The 14,564-nt window shown below is 47.1% G+C and carries 27 protein-coding genes and 1 pseudogene; 4 read left to right on the forward strand and 24 right to left on the reverse strand.

The features are described 5' to 3' along the window. Positions 1-109: 109 nt before the first annotated feature. The 9 genes from MRK00_00095 to MRK00_00135 form a co-directional block, all read right to left on the reverse strand. Positions 110-490, reverse strand: coding sequence for a transglycosylase SLT domain-containing protein (locus MRK00_00095; GenBank protein ID MDR4515795.1), 381 nt, complete (start codon positions 488-490; stop codon positions 110-112). Between the two features lie 22 nt (positions 491-512). Then, a complete protein-coding gene (locus MRK00_00100; protein MDR4515796.1) occupies positions 513-1,259 on the reverse strand; it encodes an OmpA family protein in 747 nt (248 codons plus the stop codon). Next, positions 1,237-1,533 (reverse strand): TrbM/KikA/MpfK family conjugal transfer protein, encoded by a 297-nt coding sequence (locus tag MRK00_00105; protein ID MDR4515797.1) that lies wholly within the window; start codon positions 1,531-1,533, stop codon positions 1,237-1,239. The genes MRK00_00100 and MRK00_00105 overlap by 23 nt, the downstream gene beginning before the upstream one ends. Beyond that, a complete protein-coding gene (gene trbL, locus MRK00_00110) occupies positions 1,534-2,610 on the reverse strand; it encodes a P-type conjugative transfer protein TrbL (protein ID MDR4515798.1) in 1,077 nt (358 codons plus the stop codon). A 48-nt stretch (positions 2,611-2,658) separates the two neighbouring features. Continuing rightward, positions 2,659-2,835, reverse strand: coding sequence for a hypothetical protein (locus MRK00_00115; GenBank protein ID MDR4515799.1), 177 nt, complete (start codon positions 2,833-2,835; stop codon positions 2,659-2,661). Positions 2,836-2,857: 22 nt separating this feature from the next. Next, positions 2,858-3,673 carry a P-type conjugative transfer protein TrbJ gene (gene trbJ, locus MRK00_00120; GenBank protein MDR4515800.1) on the reverse strand — a complete coding sequence of 272 codons (816 nt, stop codon included), beginning with the start codon at positions 3,671-3,673 and terminating at the stop codon, positions 2,858-2,860. Continuing rightward, entirely contained in the window at positions 3,670-4,197 is a 528-nt protein-coding gene (locus MRK00_00125) for a hypothetical protein (GenBank protein ID MDR4515801.1), read from the reverse strand. The genes trbJ and MRK00_00125 overlap by 4 nt, the downstream gene beginning before the upstream one ends. Before the next feature lie 107 nt (positions 4,198-4,304). Continuing rightward, on the reverse strand, positions 4,305-4,553 hold the full coding sequence (locus tag MRK00_00130; protein MDR4515802.1) for a hypothetical protein: 249 nt from the start codon (positions 4,551-4,553) through the stop codon (positions 4,305-4,307). After that, positions 4,534-4,812 (reverse strand): hypothetical protein, encoded by a 279-nt coding sequence (locus MRK00_00135; GenBank protein MDR4515803.1) that lies wholly within the window; start codon positions 4,810-4,812, stop codon positions 4,534-4,536. The genes MRK00_00130 and MRK00_00135 overlap by 20 nt, the downstream gene beginning before the upstream one ends. A 153-nt stretch (positions 4,813-4,965) precedes the next feature. Here MRK00_00135 and MRK00_00140 point away from each other — a divergent pair, with 153 nt between their 5' ends. Continuing rightward, the gene (locus MRK00_00140) at positions 4,966-5,181 is read left to right on the forward strand and encodes a hypothetical protein (GenBank protein ID MDR4515804.1); all 216 of its coding nucleotides are present in this window, start codon (positions 4,966-4,968) and stop codon (positions 5,179-5,181) included. A gap of 204 nt (positions 5,182-5,385) precedes the next feature. Here the strand turns inward: MRK00_00140 and MRK00_00145 are convergent, their stop codons facing one another. Together MRK00_00145 and MRK00_00150 are read right to left on the reverse strand one after the other, a co-directional pair. After that, positions 5,386-5,550, reverse strand: a complete 165-nt coding sequence (locus tag MRK00_00145) for a hypothetical protein (protein MDR4515805.1) — start codon at positions 5,548-5,550, stop codon at positions 5,386-5,388. A gap of 51 nt (positions 5,551-5,601) precedes the next feature. Continuing rightward, positions 5,602-5,763 (reverse strand): hypothetical protein, encoded by a 162-nt coding sequence (locus MRK00_00150; protein MDR4515806.1) that lies wholly within the window; start codon positions 5,761-5,763, stop codon positions 5,602-5,604. 20 nt (positions 5,764-5,783) lie between these two features. Here MRK00_00150 and MRK00_00155 point away from each other — a divergent pair, with 20 nt between their 5' ends. Beyond that, positions 5,784-6,176, forward strand: coding sequence for a hypothetical protein (locus tag MRK00_00155; GenBank protein ID MDR4515807.1), 393 nt, complete (start codon positions 5,784-5,786; stop codon positions 6,174-6,176). Between the two features lie 42 nt (positions 6,177-6,218). On the opposite strand, the gene MRK00_00160 is transcribed toward MRK00_00155, so the two are convergent. The 13 genes and pseudogenes from MRK00_00160 to MRK00_00220 form a co-directional block, all read right to left on the reverse strand. After that, a complete protein-coding gene (locus tag MRK00_00160) occupies positions 6,219-6,443 on the reverse strand; it encodes a hypothetical protein (GenBank protein ID MDR4515808.1) in 225 nt (74 codons plus the stop codon). A gap of 276 nt (positions 6,444-6,719) precedes the next feature. Beyond that, a complete protein-coding gene (locus MRK00_00165; protein ID MDR4515809.1) occupies positions 6,720-6,857 on the reverse strand; it encodes a VirB8/TrbF family protein in 138 nt (45 codons plus the stop codon). 267 nt (positions 6,858-7,124) lie between these two features. Then, entirely contained in the window at positions 7,125-7,283 is a 159-nt protein-coding gene (locus MRK00_00170) for a hypothetical protein (GenBank protein ID MDR4515810.1), read from the reverse strand. Positions 7,284-7,444: 161 nt separating this feature from the next. Next, on the reverse strand, positions 7,445-7,789 hold the full coding sequence (locus MRK00_00175) for a hypothetical protein (GenBank protein ID MDR4515811.1): 345 nt from the start codon (positions 7,787-7,789) through the stop codon (positions 7,445-7,447). Between the two features lie 153 nt (positions 7,790-7,942). Then, the gene (locus tag MRK00_00180) at positions 7,943-8,083 is read right to left on the reverse strand and encodes a hypothetical protein (protein ID MDR4515812.1); all 141 of its coding nucleotides are present in this window, start codon (positions 8,081-8,083) and stop codon (positions 7,943-7,945) included. Positions 8,084-8,119: 36 nt separating this feature from the next. Further along, the gene (locus MRK00_00185; GenBank protein ID MDR4515813.1) at positions 8,120-8,347 is read right to left on the reverse strand and encodes a hypothetical protein; all 228 of its coding nucleotides are present in this window, start codon (positions 8,345-8,347) and stop codon (positions 8,120-8,122) included. A gap of 39 nt (positions 8,348-8,386) precedes the next feature. Continuing rightward, entirely contained in the window at positions 8,387-8,599 is a 213-nt protein-coding gene (locus tag MRK00_00190; GenBank protein MDR4515814.1) for a hypothetical protein, read from the reverse strand. Continuing rightward, entirely contained in the window at positions 8,596-8,748 is a 153-nt protein-coding gene (locus MRK00_00195) for a hypothetical protein (protein ID MDR4515815.1), read from the reverse strand. The genes MRK00_00190 and MRK00_00195 overlap by 4 nt, the downstream gene beginning before the upstream one ends. Positions 8,749-8,832: 84 nt before the next feature. Beyond that, entirely contained in the window at positions 8,833-9,921 is a 1,089-nt protein-coding gene (locus tag MRK00_00200; GenBank protein MDR4515816.1) for a hypothetical protein, read from the reverse strand. Continuing rightward, positions 9,918-10,229 (reverse strand): conjugal transfer protein TrbD, encoded by a 312-nt coding sequence (locus MRK00_00205; GenBank protein ID MDR4515817.1) that lies wholly within the window; start codon positions 10,227-10,229, stop codon positions 9,918-9,920. The genes MRK00_00200 and MRK00_00205 overlap by 4 nt, the downstream gene beginning before the upstream one ends. A 188-nt stretch (positions 10,230-10,417) precedes the next feature. Then, positions 10,418-10,651: pseudogene (locus tag MRK00_00210) on the reverse strand (TrbC/VirB2 family protein). A 101-nt stretch (positions 10,652-10,752) separates the two neighbouring features. Beyond that, complete coding sequence (gene trbB, locus MRK00_00215; GenBank protein MDR4515818.1) at positions 10,753-11,754, reverse strand: P-type conjugative transfer ATPase TrbB; 1,002 nt, start codon at positions 11,752-11,754, stop codon at positions 10,753-10,755. A 127-nt stretch (positions 11,755-11,881) separates the two neighbouring features. After that, positions 11,882-12,277, reverse strand: coding sequence for a helix-turn-helix domain-containing protein (locus MRK00_00220; protein MDR4515819.1), 396 nt, complete (start codon positions 12,275-12,277; stop codon positions 11,882-11,884). A gap of 366 nt (positions 12,278-12,643) precedes the next feature. Between MRK00_00220 and MRK00_00225 the strand changes: the two genes are divergently transcribed. Both MRK00_00225 and MRK00_00230 read left to right on the forward strand, forming a co-directional pair. Continuing rightward, positions 12,644-13,723, forward strand: a complete 1,080-nt coding sequence (locus MRK00_00225; GenBank protein MDR4515820.1) for a ParB/RepB/Spo0J family partition protein — start codon at positions 12,644-12,646, stop codon at positions 13,721-13,723. Positions 13,724-13,776: 53 nt separating this feature from the next. Beyond that, a complete protein-coding gene (locus MRK00_00230) occupies positions 13,777-14,145 on the forward strand; it encodes a conjugal transfer protein TraO (GenBank protein ID MDR4515821.1) in 369 nt (122 codons plus the stop codon). The last annotated feature ends 419 nt before the right edge of the window (positions 14,146-14,564 follow it).

Consider the following 14,564-nt stretch of genomic DNA (forward strand, 5'->3'; position numbering starts at 1 on the left):
GTTCAGCTGCAGCATTTAACTGTCTATGAAATAAGCTTCCCATACAATATTCTTCTGAATGTTGCTAATCAAGGTGTTTTTGATATCTTCATAAAGAATGTTCTTCAAGTCAATGCGCCCATTTAGCCGCCTTAGCAATTAGGTCGGAGCGATATCGTGCATTATATTTCGGCATTCTTGAATGATAATTTGCTGCCTTCGTCCAGATATCACCTCTATCATACTTGATGTGCTGACGAATACGCCAAGCGGCCAGGTCGTAGGCATAACATCCGGTCTGTGCAACATGATCAGCAGTAATGCCGTATTTGGATAAATCCCGAAGGTACGTCGTATTAAATTGCATCGTGCCAACATCGTGCGAGCCATTGTTGTTTTCTACCCATTGACCGGGTTTTCCACCTTCTTTTTCCGCGATGGCCAATAAAATGTTGGCCGGAATTTCATATTTCACCGCAGCAATAATGGAACAGACGACTCGTTCTTGCATATCTGGCGGCAAATCAACCATTTCAGTAATATCTGGGTTGTGGTGGATAATTCACCGGGTGTTGCTGTGGATACTGTGATTGCGGTGTTTGTGCTTGGGATACTTCAAACATGTAAATTTCCACACGCCGGTTTTGTGCACGGCCAGCCATAGTGTCATTGGATGCAATCGGCTCATACGAGCCACGGCCATCAATGTGAATGCGGTTCGCTGCAATATCCTGGTTTACCAGGTAATTACGGGTGCTGGCTGCACGATTGACCGACAGCGGATTATTGATTGCATCGGTGCCGGTACTGTCGGTATGGCCGATGATTCTGGCCTGAGCTGCAGAATTGCTCATCATTCCAGCGACCAGACTGTTCAAGACGGGGCGCATTTCCGGTTTGATGTCGGCTCGTCCCGTGTCAAACGAAAAATCTCCCGGCACATTCATCTTAAGCTCATTACCGGGTGTTTGGGTGACTTCAATACCGGTTCCTTCAGTTACCTGTTCCATCTGCTGGCGCTGCTTTTCCATATGCGACGACCAGACATAACCGCCCAATGTGCCAACGCCTGCACCAATACCCGCACCCAGTGCAGGATCACCGGCAATTACGCCGATGATGGCGCCAGCGGCAGCACCGATACCGGTGCCCGCCGCTGTACCCTGTGCAGTTCTTCTTTGTGAATCTGTCATGCTGGCGCAGCCAGCTAACAGCACTGCTATTAGAACAATTAAAACCGGTTTCTTCAAGAACATGTTAAAACCCCAGTTGTCTGCCATATTGGTTGTTAACCATATGCGGCCAGTTTCCAGCCGTTGTACATTTGCCCAGAAACTTGCCGCGTGCGCTAAAAGTCTTGTTCAGGCTGATGCCGCCATGACTGTTAAACTTGATGATATCGAAATAATCCTGAACAAAACCTTTACAACCTGAAACCACGCCGGAGCCCTGCAGCATTCCGGCCATGCACAGTACGGTGCTGCAGGAATCTTTTGCCTTGGCAGGTGTGACAAACAAAAACATCAATATTAAAAATCCAAGTAGTTTTTTCATCTATCGGCCTCCTCTGGAAATGTAATTGCCGCTGTTCTCAGCATTCTGCCCGGCTTTAACCGCATTCATCAGCGGTTCTATACCTTTGATGGGGCTGTTTCTGCGTAATGCGGATACACCATAAGCGGTTATTGCCGCAGTCGTTCCCGCTGCCGCAACCAGACCACCGGCGCTATAACTGCCGATTCCGGCAGTCGAACCGATACTGCTGCCGGTGACGATCCCTGAAATCAGCGGAGGAAGTTTGGAAATCAGTACCCATAGCGCTATGGTAAAAACCAGCATGACGGCGAGTTCTTCATAATTCAGAATATTCGTGGACATCTTGGTGTAGAAGCTTGACAGCAACTCACCACCAATTCCAACAATTAACAGCATTACAAATAGTTGAACGCCAACACCGAGAACCGTTTTAAAGTAGTTGATGGCAATATCTGTTGTCCATTTGGCGCCCCCAAAGCCTAACAAAAATATACCGGCATAAAGTAATACCCACGACGCAACCAATAGCAGTAACATATTGACTGCTATTACTGCCAAAATAACAATGATTGCCAGGGACATGATAAAACCAAGAAAGCTATCGAGGGGTTGTAAAATGGTAATGTTGTTTATGGATCTTTCGAGAATTAAGAAACCAATATCCACAATACTTGTGTGACTGGCGCCTCCCGGTAATCCGGCAGCACTTTTTCCCAAATCTTCCATGGAATAGATGATGGTTCCAGCGATGTTGTGGCCAGAAACAGCGTTGGTCAACAACCAAAAAAAGAATCCGGTAAAAATAATGAACCGTGTGAATTCGGCAAAGAATTCACCAATATCAGCCCTGCGTAACAGCATCATGCCGAATGTCCACACCATTGAAATCAATACCAATGTCCAAAACAGTCTTTCTGCTGCACCTTGTATAACGCTTTGCCAGGATTTAACTTTGCTACCAAATTTTTGAATTACTTGATCCAGTACGCTTTGATTGCTTACGGGATCAACATATGCTAATTCAGCAAATGCATTGACAGAAAATGCTGCCAGGATTATCAGGATTGTAAAATTAATAAGACTTATCTTTCGCATTTGCTTATCCTCTTAGCTAATTAAATTACAAATCAATTGCTAACCTGTTTATTCACCAAATTCTTCGATATCCATTACAGACCAACTTTTTCTTTCTGGTAATTCGCTTAATTCTTTTTTTGGCTCCTTTGTTTCGATAACCCCATCACCATCCTTGGAACAAGCCGGTAATAGAAACAAAGGTAATAAACATACGATGAAAATAATCAGGTGTTTCGTTCTCATGATGATCTCCTTTAAACAGAATTTAATATGCATCCCTAACTGACCATTTTTTTCCGGGTGGCAATGTTTGCGGGCTCAATCGTTTTGTGGCTGCTTCCCGCGCGGCCTGCCACATCGCTTTCTGGTCGACATCGGCCTGGTTCTGGGCATTAATGGCATTGTGTTGCGCTATGAGTAAATGGCGGATTTGCAATAGTTGGTTTGCCTGGTGAGCGGCGAGCTGGTTGGCATATTGCAACGCCTCCATTTGCCCTTGTGCGGTTTGGGTGCGTTGTTGCAGGATTTGCAATTGAGCGGCATCGAGCGGAATCTGTTGCGAGTGATGATCAAGGCCACGCAGTACTGCATCATTCGCGCTCTTTTGTGCATCGGTACTGGCATCCTGTCCCTGTTTTAATATACTCCAAGCTGATTCGGTGCAATTGCCATCCAGATTGAAACAGGGTGAACTGCGGTAGTAATTCACATTACGGAATCGTTGCAAGTAACCGTCCAGTCCGCCGTATTGCTGGCCGTAATAGCGGATGGTATTGGTCATATGCATGAGCTTGTTCATCGTATATTGCGCCTGCGCCCAGAGATACGCCGGAGGTGCTAGCGTATTGCGGATCATGTTTTCGTATTGCTGCAACTGTGTCTGATACTGTTGTATCTGCTTTAACGTCTGCGATACATTTTCAATCGCGGCAACCGTGGTTTGCTGGATATTGGCTGCATCGATAACGGGGATGCCGCCAGCATTGGCGTTAGCGCTAAACATTGCAATTAGAATTGAAGCGATTCCTGCTATCTTTCTCCAGTACGTGAATGGATTGAAATGCCATCTGATGTTTGTCATGGGTGATTACTCCTTGCATAGTCAAATGATTGGTAAGGTTTGTTGAACACCATGTCCTTGGTCACGATGATGTTGAACCGATACCCCGGCCTGATTTCTAGCGTTGGTGAGATATTCATGTTTTTGCGGATGAGATTGGCAGTGACCAGTCCCAATTGCTGGCCGAGCGACTGACTCATGATGCTGCCTGCATTTTGCCGTCCGAATGCACCGCCTGAATCGCGTTGACTGTAGGCTGTACCGGCGACAATCGCAGACATGATCAGCGCTGAACCGAAGATACGCAGATAATGATTGTTCACCTGATCCTTGAACCCGGCATAACCGATACCGTCGGCGCCCGGCATAGCACCAATATCCATCGTCTTGCCATCCGGAAAGATAATCCGCTGCCAGGCTACAAGTACGCGGGCTTGACCGAACTCGACTTCACTGGAATACGTGCCGACCAAGCGAGAACCTTGCGGAATCAAACGGTATTTGCCAACCGGCGAGTCATAAATATGCTGACTGACCTGCGCCATGATCTGTCCGGGCAATTCAGGGTGATACCGGATATCAGCGTTGCCGGCATCCTAAAGCCAGTTTGCAGGATATAAGGCGATTGCGGTTTTAACGTCGCTGTCCAGTTTTAACGTTCATCACCATTGGCTGAATCAAAACGCGAGTAGTCATTCGCATTGCTGGTTACCGGATCGTCCAACAGCATCGGTGCTGTATCGTCGTCATAGTCATCACCAATGCCAGCGCCGGTTCCCAGACCGCCTTGTCCTTGCCGTAGATGCGTAAGGCGTGCGCTGATGCCAGCAGTTGGATCTTCACGCAGATTCGCATCGATTTGCTGGCGTGTTTCTGTGCATCTACCGAAGGGCGTGCTCACTCGCGTGAAGGTGAACTACCGGTACTGGTGCCTGGCGGTGTATTGGCGGTGCAAGCTGTACTTTGGGTGCAATTACATTGACGCTGGTTTTGGCTTTGATCGCTTCTTCAAGCTGTTGGCGTTTGAGCAGACGGATATGTTCAAGTTCGGCATCGTGCGAAGTATTGGAATGATCCAGTGGTGGTGGCGCGGGCGGCAAAATCGATCGACGGCCGCTCGATGATAATTCCATCAAGCAGTGAAATTGTCTGCGGTTCATCACTGACCTCGGGTTGCAACGGTTCAATGATTCCACCTAGATAATCCTTGGCAATGAGGTTCGCAAAGTTACTGCTCGGATCAGCGTCATGATCATGCTCATGCACCGGATAAGTTATTCCGGTCGGTTGCGCGATTCATCGCCACAATGCCCATGAGCAACATAAAAATCAGCATGATGGCGCCAAAGATATACAGCGGCAGATTGTTGACGCGGCGCACGCCAACAGTTTTAAAACAATGGGCGATGTATCCGGCGATAACAGCTTATCCGTGGCCATCTTCAATCCTCCAGTTGCCTGCGCACCCACAAACCAGCAGGTTTGATCTGTCCGGACTGGACAATAAATGCGCGCGTGTCAGCCGCTGATCTTCAATCAGGATGCTGACATGATATAAATCATCCGATTGATCGATGATGTAACCGAGTGTCAGGCCGTGATTCTGGGCACTTTCCTCACGGACTGGAACATTGTTACTATTCTCGGTGTTTTTCTGGTGATTGGATTATAGTAAAGGAATTTGCCGGGCTGACGTTTTCGAGAACAGCAAACCCATCACTGCACCCAACTTGTCAATCCAACGCCTGGCCAAATGGATCGTTGGCGTTATGGCGTAAATTAAACTGTGTTGATGCTGCAGGATAAAGCCGTCGAATTTGATCTGCCGCCACATCGTCAGCCATGACTTTGCTGTACCTGATCGAATGCCGGTGGCGGATTCTGGATAAAACTGCCATGGGGTTGATTCATTGCACAACCGCCCAGCGGCAGTAAAATAACTGCAAAAATCAGAACAGGTTTATTGATAAAGCAGCAATTGGTTTTAAAAGTTTGGCATCGTGAGTGACATGATCAATTCCCCCGTGTAATCGTGATGCGGTTTGATTGCTGCCGACACCGGCCACCAGGATTGCCTTGTCAAATACTGCATCGACGATATAACTGATCACCCTGCAGGCGGTAATTGATCATGACGGTATCATCCTTTTTGAACAGGCCGCGGCTTCGCGGTTTAACAGTAATAACGTCGGTGCTTCATTGCCATGACTTTGGGCATCTGGATAATGGTTTTCTGACCATCGTTATACACGCGCACCGGTTTCCAGACGGCTTGCCGGAAACCGAATATACAAAATCGAGATTGCCGGTATTCTCCTGTTTCAGGTATTACGCGCGATTGCGGATTTCCAGCGCGCGGTTTCCTGCGACTTTATCGCATCCCATTTGGCAAGCGCATCTTCAGGATAAATGGAAACCGACTCTGGGCATGAATTCACGCCGGTGTGACGTAACCGTATATGTGCAGGTTCTGCGGTTAGTCGTCACAACGAGTGATGTTTCCAGCCCACATCCATCAGCTTGACGATCAAATGCTGCACTTCATTGGCGCCCGGTAATGGCAGGTTCAATGAGCCATCTTGCCTGATCCTTGAATGGATGAATTGTTACCTGTTCTTGGTGTAATTTCAATATCGCACACCTGCAGTACCGCACAGACAATACTCGGTTGTTGCGCACCAGACAGGAAACGGATTGAACCGTCAGTACCTGCAACCGGTTTGATACCCTGTGCGCTGTTCGCTTGCCACTTCTTCGCCATTGCGATGGCTTCGCGTTCCTGCTGAGTCAATTGCGGATTCTTGCCGCTGAAATAGGCTTCTGTCAGGTTGCTGGCGGAAAACGGAGAGTAACACCTGTAATGGTAAAAAAATGGTGGCTAAAGTGAATATACGTTTTTTATGATTGAACCTCATTGATTGCCGTGACCAGGGAGAAATCCTGGATGTAAATGCCAGCAGGTTGTTGCGGATTTGTTCTTCGGTGGTACTTTTTGTGTCGGTGGCGGTGATAGACTCGTAACAATGCACGCATTTTGAATGGTGCTTCCAGTTGATGTCCTTGCCGGTCATAGACTTTCTCGAAACCAATCCACCTGCCAGGTTTCAGGTGACTGTGGAATCACGGAGATGATTTCAACACTCACCGTTTGTGTTTCAGCCCGTTTGAATGGACTGCTGGATTCAGTTGCCGTTAAACCATTCATTGGCTTTGGCCATTGCGGATCGTTGGTTTGAGCATCGCATATGCCCTGAAGATGGCTTTACGCTGCAATGCGATATCCGGTGTGACCGTTCTGACATCGTTAATAAATGATGCAAATTGAGGCATGCACGACACGTTGATCGGCAACCGCTGCGACATCAGCACGCGACACCCTCGCTTCACCGAGTTTGTTGACCTGCACAACATGCGGGATGAACGGATTGGCTGCCGATATAAATCATGCCACCAACACCGGCCAGCGCAATCATCAAACACAGAATGGCGAGCACCTGCCATGTTGCGTGATGACTGGACAGAGCGCATATGATCGTTCCAGGTGCGCCGGGCAGAGAATACGGATTCTCCGATTCACCTGTACGGCGTCGCCTTCGATGGAAAGGATGATGTATTCATCGTCCTTGGGCATCGGTTCTCCAGATTTACCGGTCAGACCGAAACGGCGTTTTTGATTTTTTCGGTTAAATCACTGATGGTACTCGTAAGCCACTCCATAATCCGATAGTTTGAGTCCTTTCATTGCCAGCCACTTTGATTCACCCAGCCATCACCGTATTTGGCGCAAGGTTTCTAATCGTGGCAATCCCGATTCCTTCCGGTCGAACCGACAAATGCGAGTGCCAGTGGGCCAGTGCAGTTCGTACAAAGCGCCTGCCGTTTTCCGATACGGTGTAGTAATGCTGTTTGGGTACGGCGGTCGCCAGAGTCAATCTGGCGGGTATTCAATCCCATGCGCCGGTACAGTGCTGCGGCTTCTTCATCGCGTGCGAATACGTTGGGCAGGAAGATTTTGGTGGCAGTCAGTTCACGACAATGACATCGAGTATGCCGCTGTTGGCGGCATCCGATAATAAACTTCTGTGTTGCCATCAATACCAGGCAATTGTTCTTGCGCACATCACCTTGAGAGCCCATTCCTGGATTTTAGCGCGAAATACCGGGTGACCGAGAAGGCATAAGCCACGCTTCATCAAGCAGAATGGCGGCAGGCTGACCGTGTAGACTTCGCTCAATTCTGCTGCGAAACGAATCCCAGCAATGTCGGCAGTGCATATTTCTCACCGAGGTTCATGAGTTCCTCGATCTCAAGCGTGAAACTGGATAAATGCAGTCTCCGTCTTCCTCGGCATCGAGCAAATGGCTCATCATGCCGTCAATCGTGTATTGCTTAAGTGCTTCGCGTATGGCTTCATCCCCATGGATCGTCACCAGAAAGTCCGACAAGTAATGTGAGAACCGCTCTGATCATGTTCGTAATTTGCGGACGATTTCGTTACGCTGTTGCGGTGACACGGTAATACCACGTTTAATTCCACCATGGTGCAAATCCGCATTCCAACGCCCAGGCGCGATCTCCCTTGGGTCGAGAAACTGCAGCGGACAAAACGCGAGTGCTTCATCGTCACCGGCGACAGTGAAATGCTGTCCGCCAGCGGCACAGTTAGCGCGGATACATCGACGGTCCCTTATCAAAGCAATAAACCGACATGTTTTTGTAGCGAAGTTGTGCTGCTACGAGTGCCAGGTGCGTAGACTTACCGCACCGGTCGGGCCGAACATGAACGTGTGGCCTAGATCGCGTACATGCAGGTTCAGCCTGAATGGGGTAGCACCCTGTGTAACACAATGCATCAATGGTGGCGAATTCGGTGGATACATCGGACACGGCACCTGGGATTTTCCTGTCCAGATAGTATTGACCGGTAACAGATCGGCGAGATTCATCGTATTGATCCATGGAGCGGCGCATTCGCAACGCCATGCCCAGGTAGACTGCCGAGATACGCTTCCATGTGGTGTATTGATGGTTTCAAATCCTTGCGGCAAAGCCTAAATGGTTGATGGCTTTTTCCACCTTGGGGAAATTGCGGCATCTTCCAATGCTACGCGGTCTTCCATCATTAAAAACCACGACACTGGTATAGTAACCTGCGCCACAAAACCACTGTTGGTCTCCGCTATCGCCGATTGCGCATCTTCAGTGCGGTCATATTGAGTGCATCTTCATCGACATGACTGCTTTGCAAATTGAAGACCTGATCGAAACCGCGTATCTTTTGTTTCCATTTCTTGCGGTATTGATCCAGGTGTGCAACCGCCTCATGCGTATCCATAAAAATGTAGCGTGACGACCAGCGGTAAACACCGGGTAGTTCTGAGAGGATATTGAGCATACCGGGCGTTGATTCCAGCGGAAACCCTTCAATCGATACCGTCTGAATAAAGTTACGACCGACTTTGGGTACAACACCGCCCCACATTTCCTGTCCACCCAGGATGGTATCGAGATACATCGGATTGGAAGGTAGTGCCATCGGTTGATCATTGCCGGTAATGCACAGTTGCAGCCACGACAGGAAATCATCAAGTGTAGTGGTCGTACTATCTTCGTTGTCCTGTTGTCTGCTTTTTAAGCGTGTCAATTCAAACGTGGACGACAAACGTGATTCAAGGTTGGCGCATTCGCGCTCGAAGTATTGCAGCAGACTGTTGGTGCGCGCTTTCTGATTTAAGTCCGCAGTATCGTCATCAAACATGAGTTCGACAAACTTGCGCTGTGCGAGCATCGGTGGCAGGAATGTCAATGTGACGACAAAACAGCTTTCATACAACTCACCGATACGTTCAAACAATTCGCGGCGTTCCTGGTCAATTGCTGCCGTTACCGGATCGGGATAATTTGACAATCCTTTGTCCGAATACCCGAGTGCGGGTTTACGAATAGCATCCACATGGATCATCCAACCGTTACCCAAACGTGATAACGCCTGATTGATGTGTAATGACACCTGTTCGCGCTCCACATCCGTGCTGCTCGCGGTATCAGCACCACAGAATTGCCAGGCCGCCATCAATGCGCCATTCTTGCCGACGATGATGCCGTCTTCAACAACGGCAGCATACACGAGCAGATCGGCAAAGCCGGTATCTTTGGATCGATATCGGTCAAGTTTAAATGCCTGTTCCGTTTTACGGATGCGCATAAACAGCATCAACAGCAGTAACGCACCCAGTACAGCAATCAGTATGGTTATCGCGGTAATCATTGGAACTGCTTTTCCATATGCGGCGGATTGATGGTAAACGGCGTACTTCTGGCCGGATAATATTTTTTGTAGCGCAGCTGGCGCAGATACACATGCCGTAATTGCGGATCGTGTTTGGCCATCAGACGAAGTGCAAACAACGCGAAGATCCACAATGCAATGCCGAATAACGTGGTCTTGATTTCCATTGCTGCAAAGATGGATGTGGCTGCAATCAGGATCGAGAACATCACCAGTTCCCGGTCACCGCCCATGAACAGATTTGGACGGTTGCCCGATTGTCTGATCGGTATGGTTCGTAACGCCATGTCATGCCTCCTGGATACAGGAATTCATCACTGCCTGATAAAGTTCAGGCGACTTTTATTGCTACACTTATGAGCTGCTTTGCTGTTTAGTTTGTTTGCTGCTTTGTTTCTGGCGCTGTTTCCGGTTCGTTGGTCGTGCTCATTTCTGTTATAGCATCAACTGGAATCACCGCTCCCTGGAACAGATTGGTCATGATATTGTTGGCACCCACCAATAACGCCATTACCAGTACGATAAAAATCAGTGTGCGGAAGAATGCGTTTAATTCACCGCCAAAGATTAAAATGCCACCGGCAACAACAATGCCGACAATGGATAGGGTAAATGCAACCGGGCCGGTTACGGAATTGCGCAGATTTACCAGCCAGGATTCATACGGCAATGCGCCACCGGCGCCAACCGCTGCCAGGGCATTGTTTGCAAACAGAAGCAAACCCAGAAACATGAGAGTCAACAGTGTGTAAAACAAAAAGATGTTATGGTTGTTCTGATTCAGCTTCATAATCGACTCCTCAAACAGTATTACAATCGCCAGGTCTGGTAATTGCCGCGTTTAAAACCGTAGACTTCGAGTATTTCGTGCACCTGCCTGCCATGTTTGGTACGTGCGATATGGATCACTACATCCACCGCTTCAGCGATCAGCGGTTTGATTTCAGCCGGTGCGTGGTTATTGCGTGATATGAGCGATTCCAGACGTGTCAGTCCGGACAGTGCATCATTCGCATGCAACGTGGCGGCACCACCTTCATGGCCGGTGTTCCAGGCATCGAGCAGATCAAGCGCTTCAGCGCCTCTGACTTCACCAACGAGTATGCGGTCGGGACGCATGCGCAGCGTTGTTTTGAGCAACTGCGTCATATCAACATCGAGGGTGGTGTGATACTGCACAAAATTCTGAGCGGCGCATTGAATCTCGCCAGTGTCTTCCAGAATAAAAATACGCTCATCTGGATCGTTGAGTACCATCTCAAAAATGATCGCGTTGATCAGTGTTGTCTTGCCTGAACCCGTACCGCCAATCACCAGAATATTGCGATGTTCGTGAACAGCTTGTTTGATGACATTGCAGTGTCTGGGGGATAGCACGCCGTTTTCGACATATTGATCCAGTGTAAAAATGGCAACCGCTTTTTTACGGATAGCGAAAGTCGGGGAGGTAACGACCGGTGGCAATTGACCGGCAAAACGGGAATTGTCGAGTGGAAATTCGCCTTCGATGATTGGATTAAACCGGGTGACTTCCTTACCGTGATATCCGGCAACCGTTTTGATAACCGCTTCAGCTTGTGCAGCTTGTAGGTTGCCGATACAGGTGATCTTTTGACCGAGTTTCTCCTGCCAGATACGACCGTCGGCATTGACCATGATTTCCACCGTATCCGGGTCTTGCAAGGCGAATACTATATCGCGGGCGTCGCGTTCAAGCTTGCGTTTGGCGCGTTCCTTGACCGACATCGCTGACATAGTCGACGTTGGTGCAGTTTGAGGATCGGGTAACGGTGATGCTGATGTGTTTTGCATTGTCATATTCACACCATACGGTACAGATTGAATATAACAATATAACGAAATTAAAATTTGCGCAAGACTTTTTTAAATTTTTTGTTATTTCCTGATTTTTATTTTTGGACTTTATTTTTTATTCTAATTATTGCTTTGATTTTGAATCTGCCCTGCTCTTTTTGGCTTCTTTGGTCAGAAGCGCACGATTCTTTTTATCCCACTGATCAACCTGATACGCCTCATATTCACTCAACACGCCGCCTTTCCAGACAAAGCCTTTTGGTAATTTGCCGGGTTTGCGTTTGGCGAGCACTTCAAGATCGGCAAGCTCCATATCGGAACTGTCGAGCAGCATCGGCAGCGGGGTTTCTAGTGCTTCGGCAATCGCTTCGATGATTCTGAGCGAGGGATTGGCTTTGTCATTGGTCAGGTCGGTGAAGAAGGCAATCGATACGCCTGCTTTCTTGGCCAATTCCGACTTGGTCATGCCTTTTTCATCGAGGATACGTAAAATATTTGTGATCAGAGTCAAGTTATACATATAATAACCGCGCTATTTTTGTGGTTTAAGCCGCTTAAAGTGCATTTGTCATTGTTTTAAGGCTTTAATGCTGCTATTTTAAACCAGCAAACACCAAAAGAAGAGCATAAAAAAAGCAGCCAGAAAATAAAGAGAACAAGTTAAGCAGGAATATAGAATTTTCAAACAATGCTATCAGGGAGGGAATGGCAATGTTCTACGATATAATTTCGTTATACAAGAAATGCAGTCAGTAATGATTGACTGATGCATTTTCAATCGTACATGATTCCAATGGTATTTACTGTCTTGCCAAAGGGATTAAATGTGCATCAAAAGCATTCGCAGCATAATAAAAATACAACTAAAAATATAAGCAGATATCTTATGTCAGACAAGAAAAGAGGGGCTCCTAAAAAAACTATACTAACAGCAGACCCAGCACAACCAACGATACCAACAGGCGCAACTGAAATCGATGTTAATCTGATTATTGAAGACATTCATCAACCGAGAAAGGAGTTTAATCAGGATACACTGCGCGAATTGACGGAAACCGTAAAATTACGCGGCGTGAAATCACCGATATCGGTGCGTCCCAATCCGGATAAACCGGGTACCTATATTATCAATCATGGCGCCCGACGCTATCGGGCCAGTATCAATGCCGGATTGAAAACCATACCGGCATTTATCGATACCGATTACAGCGAAGCAGATCAGGTCATTGAGAATCTGCAGCGGGATAATCTGACATCAAGAGAAATTGCCGATTTTATCGGACGACAACTGGCTGCCGGTAAGACCAAGTCTGATATTGCAAGGCAGCTTGGTAAAACCAATCCGTATATCACCACACATGCAGCATTGCTCGATTTGCCTGATCCTATCGATGAAGTCTACCGGTCAGGTCGTTGCACCGATGTGACAGCCATCTATGATTTGACCAGATACTACAAGGTCAGCAAAGAGGAAGTCATCAACTGGATAAACATAAGTGCACCGGAGGAAATATCCCGGCTGGACGTGAAACACTTCGGAAAATTCCTGGAGCAGAAAAAACAAAAAGGCGCCATCGATTCGGATGAACAAACACAACAGGCTGAAGAAAAAAACGATGCCATGGCCGATCAGCAAAAGCCAAACCAAAAAAGTGCACAGATTACCCTGCTCGATTCGATCTATCATCTGATCAAGAAAGACAAGCGCAGCCCAAAAGATTTAGTGCGTGAGTTACCCAAAGATGACCAGAAACTGCTGACAACCAAGGTTAAAGATTATTTTGAGGAAGGCAGGAACTGTTCGAATATGATTCAATACACCATCAATGCATTGCAGGACGGGCGCTTCTCTGCCAAAGGCAGTGGTGCATTGCAATTGATCGCTTTTTTATATGGCGCAGAGAGATCAACAAACTTTGATCTGTTCAAAATCCTTGACGAACTTGCCAATCAGGAAGCAAGTTAAAAAACTTATTCATGAGCTCATCCCCAAATCAATCAAAGAACAGAAAATAAAAAATGACAGCACGTAAACTTCGCATGATTGTAATGAACGGCCAGAAAATCATTCAAGCTCTGATCAATAATGAATGGGAAACAACCGGAACCATCAAAAAAGCGGAAGAAGGCATTAAGCCCGGAATTTACAATATTTACCTGGCCAAAATGCCTGAAAACAACAAGCAATATGAAGGCAAGATTTTATACATCGACAAGGAAAACGAAGTTTTTTACCAGCAAAGCGGGAAAGATTTTATTGTGTATCAATTAAATGCAATCAATGGCAAGCCTGTTGCCGGGAAGGATGTGGTTGTTGAATATGATGGGGAGAAAGTGCATTTGGTCCAGATCAATATACTTAAAAACAAAAAAGCGTTAAAAATTTAGTCTTGGATTCAAGTAATAAGTGCAATTATTTACACGGCAAGTAAATCAACTTACCGCCCCCCAAAAAAACTCTCCGGCAAGAAGCCTGTGATTTATCATTTCACATGGACCTTTTTCAATGTTATTTTCCAGCCAACCTAGGTTAGGTTTACATGCTAATTGATAACTTAAACAACAGACCCATGGAATCAAGTCGCAATATCAGATCTTTTCAAACCGGGTTGATGAAAAATCACTAAGTGCGAACACCTACATACCACTCTTTCGATCAGAAATAAGCGTTTATTTTAATCTTTCTGATCGACTCAAACATCGTGAATTCGGTTATTTTCTAATATCATGGGTTACAGACACCCAATGAATGGAATAGCTAAGTATTCTTTTGCGTCGCATTTACTTCGTTAACACACCACCTACAG

Origin of the sequence: Nitrosomonas sp., assembly GCA_031316255.1 — a bacterium.
Lineage (GTDB): Bacteria > Pseudomonadota > Gammaproteobacteria > Burkholderiales > Nitrosomonadaceae > Nitrosomonas.

Excerpts from the sequence above, each read along its gene's own strand:
- MRK00_00095 (MDR4515795.1), bottom strand. The coding sequence starts at position 490 with ATGCAAGAACGAGTCGTCTGTTCCATTATTGCTGCGGTGAAATATGAA.
- MRK00_00100 (MDR4515796.1), bottom strand. The coding sequence starts at position 1,259 with ATGGCAGACAACTGGGGTTTTAACATGTTCTTGAAGAAACCGGTTTTA.
- MRK00_00105 (MDR4515797.1), bottom strand. The coding sequence starts at position 1,533 with ATGAAAAAACTACTTGGATTTTTAATATTGATGTTTTTGTTTGTCACA.
- trbL (MDR4515798.1), bottom strand. The coding sequence starts at position 2,610 with ATGCGAAAGATAAGTCTTATTAATTTTACAATCCTGATAATCCTGGCA.
- MRK00_00115 (MDR4515799.1), bottom strand. The coding sequence starts at position 2,835 with ATGAGAACGAAACACCTGATTATTTTCATCGTATGTTTATTACCTTTG.
- trbJ (MDR4515800.1), bottom strand. The coding sequence starts at position 3,673 with ATGACAAACATCAGATGGCATTTCAATCCATTCACGTACTGGAGAAAG.
- MRK00_00125 (MDR4515801.1), bottom strand. The coding sequence starts at position 4,197 with ATGGCGCAGGTCAGTCAGCATATTTATGACTCGCCGGTTGGCAAATAC.
- MRK00_00135 (MDR4515803.1), bottom strand. The coding sequence starts at position 4,812 with ATGAACCGCAGACAATTTCACTGCTTGATGGAATTATCATCGAGCGGC.
- MRK00_00140 (MDR4515804.1), top strand. The coding sequence starts at position 4,966 with ATGAGCAACATAAAAATCAGCATGATGGCGCCAAAGATATACAGCGGC.
- MRK00_00145 (MDR4515805.1), bottom strand. The coding sequence starts at position 5,550 with ATGGCAGTTTTATCCAGAATCCGCCACCGGCATTCGATCAGGTACAGC.
- MRK00_00155 (MDR4515807.1), top strand. The coding sequence starts at position 5,784 with ATGACGGTATCATCCTTTTTGAACAGGCCGCGGCTTCGCGGTTTAACA.
- MRK00_00165 (MDR4515809.1), bottom strand. The coding sequence starts at position 6,857 with ATGAATGGTTTAACGGCAACTGAATCCAGCAGTCCATTCAAACGGGCT.
- MRK00_00170 (MDR4515810.1), bottom strand. The coding sequence starts at position 7,283 with ATGCCCAAGGACGATGAATACATCATCCTTTCCATCGAAGGCGACGCC.
- MRK00_00175 (MDR4515811.1), bottom strand. The coding sequence starts at position 7,789 with ATGGGCTCTCAAGGTGATGTGCGCAAGAACAATTGCCTGGTATTGATG.
- MRK00_00190 (MDR4515814.1), bottom strand. The coding sequence starts at position 8,599 with ATGAATCTCGCCGATCTGTTACCGGTCAATACTATCTGGACAGGAAAA.
- MRK00_00195 (MDR4515815.1), bottom strand. The coding sequence starts at position 8,748 with ATGCCGCAATTTCCCCAAGGTGGAAAAAGCCATCAACCATTTAGGCTT.
- MRK00_00200 (MDR4515816.1), bottom strand. The coding sequence starts at position 9,921 with ATGATTACCGCGATAACCATACTGATTGCTGTACTGGGTGCGTTACTG.
- MRK00_00205 (MDR4515817.1), bottom strand. The coding sequence starts at position 10,229 with ATGGCGTTACGAACCATACCGATCAGACAATCGGGCAACCGTCCAAAT.
- trbB (MDR4515818.1), bottom strand. The coding sequence starts at position 11,754 with ATGCAAAACACATCAGCATCACCGTTACCCGATCCTCAAACTGCACCA.
- MRK00_00220 (MDR4515819.1), bottom strand. The coding sequence starts at position 12,277 with ATGTATAACTTGACTCTGATCACAAATATTTTACGTATCCTCGATGAA.
- MRK00_00225 (MDR4515820.1), top strand. The coding sequence starts at position 12,644 with ATGTCAGACAAGAAAAGAGGGGCTCCTAAAAAAACTATACTAACAGCA.
- MRK00_00230 (MDR4515821.1), top strand. The coding sequence starts at position 13,777 with ATGACAGCACGTAAACTTCGCATGATTGTAATGAACGGCCAGAAAATC.